The organism is Bhargavaea ullalensis (assembly GCF_042432615.1).
GTDB lineage: Bacteria > Bacillota > Bacilli > Bacillales_A > Planococcaceae > Bhargavaea > Bhargavaea ullalensis.
Genome location: NZ_JBHLWY010000051.1, coordinates 1 through 847, shown reverse-complemented (window position 1 = coordinate 847; position 847 = coordinate 1). Strand labels below are relative to the sequence as shown.

The following is an 847-nucleotide window of genomic DNA, read 5'->3' as shown; positions in this document are numbered from 1 at the left end:
GCTCGGTGATCCGCAAGAAGCTCAAGTCGGTCCGGGATGACTTCATTCCGAGGAAAGAGAAATATGCTGCCCACCTTGAGGTTTGCGGAGAAGATCGAAATAGCTACTCGAAGACAGATCCGGATGCCACATTCATGCGGATGAAAGAAGACCATATGAAGAACGGCCAGCTCAAGCCCGGCTACAATATCCAGATGGCCACCGAGAACCAATTCGTTCTCTTTTATTCTGTTCACCAGCGGCCCACAGACACCCGGTGTCTGATCCCGCACATGGAAGCCTACCGGGAAACGGCCCTGCCGATGCCAAAGCGCATTGTCGCGGATGCGGGATACGGAAGTGAGGAGAATTACCTGTACCTTCTCGGAGAGGAAGACAGAGAAGCGGTTGCCGATTTTCTAATCCCCTATAACACCTACTTGAAGGAACAATCGCGCAGTTATAAGAAAAACGCATACAACGCCAAGAACTGGGCGTATCACGAAGAGGATGATCTGTTCGTCTGTCCGAACGGACGGAAAGTCCGCTTCAAGAAATACATGAAAAAGAAAAATGCTTCCGGCTTCGTCCAGGACTTCAAAATCTATGAGTGCGAGGATTGCAGTGACTGCCCGCTGAAAGCACTTTGCACCAAGGCAAAAGGGAACCGGCAGGTTCACTGGAATTCGATTTACGAGGAACTGAAGGCCAAGGCAAGAAAAGCCCTTGATGATGAAACCCTAAAACAGATCTATGCCCTTCGGAAAGTCGAGGTGGAGACAGTTTTTGGGAATCTCAAGGGCAATTTGGCGTTCCGTCGATTCCATCTTCGAGGGCTGGATAAGGTTCACTTGGAGTTTGGAATCCT

The 847-nt window shown here is 50.1% G+C and carries 1 protein-coding gene; it reads left to right on the top strand.

Annotation, left to right across the window (positions count from 1 at the left end; all coding sequences use genetic code 11):
* Positions 1-847, top strand: an 847-nt coding sequence (locus ACFFIY_RS14345) for a transposase (RefSeq protein ID WP_376837321.1), incomplete at both ends; no start/stop codon positions are given.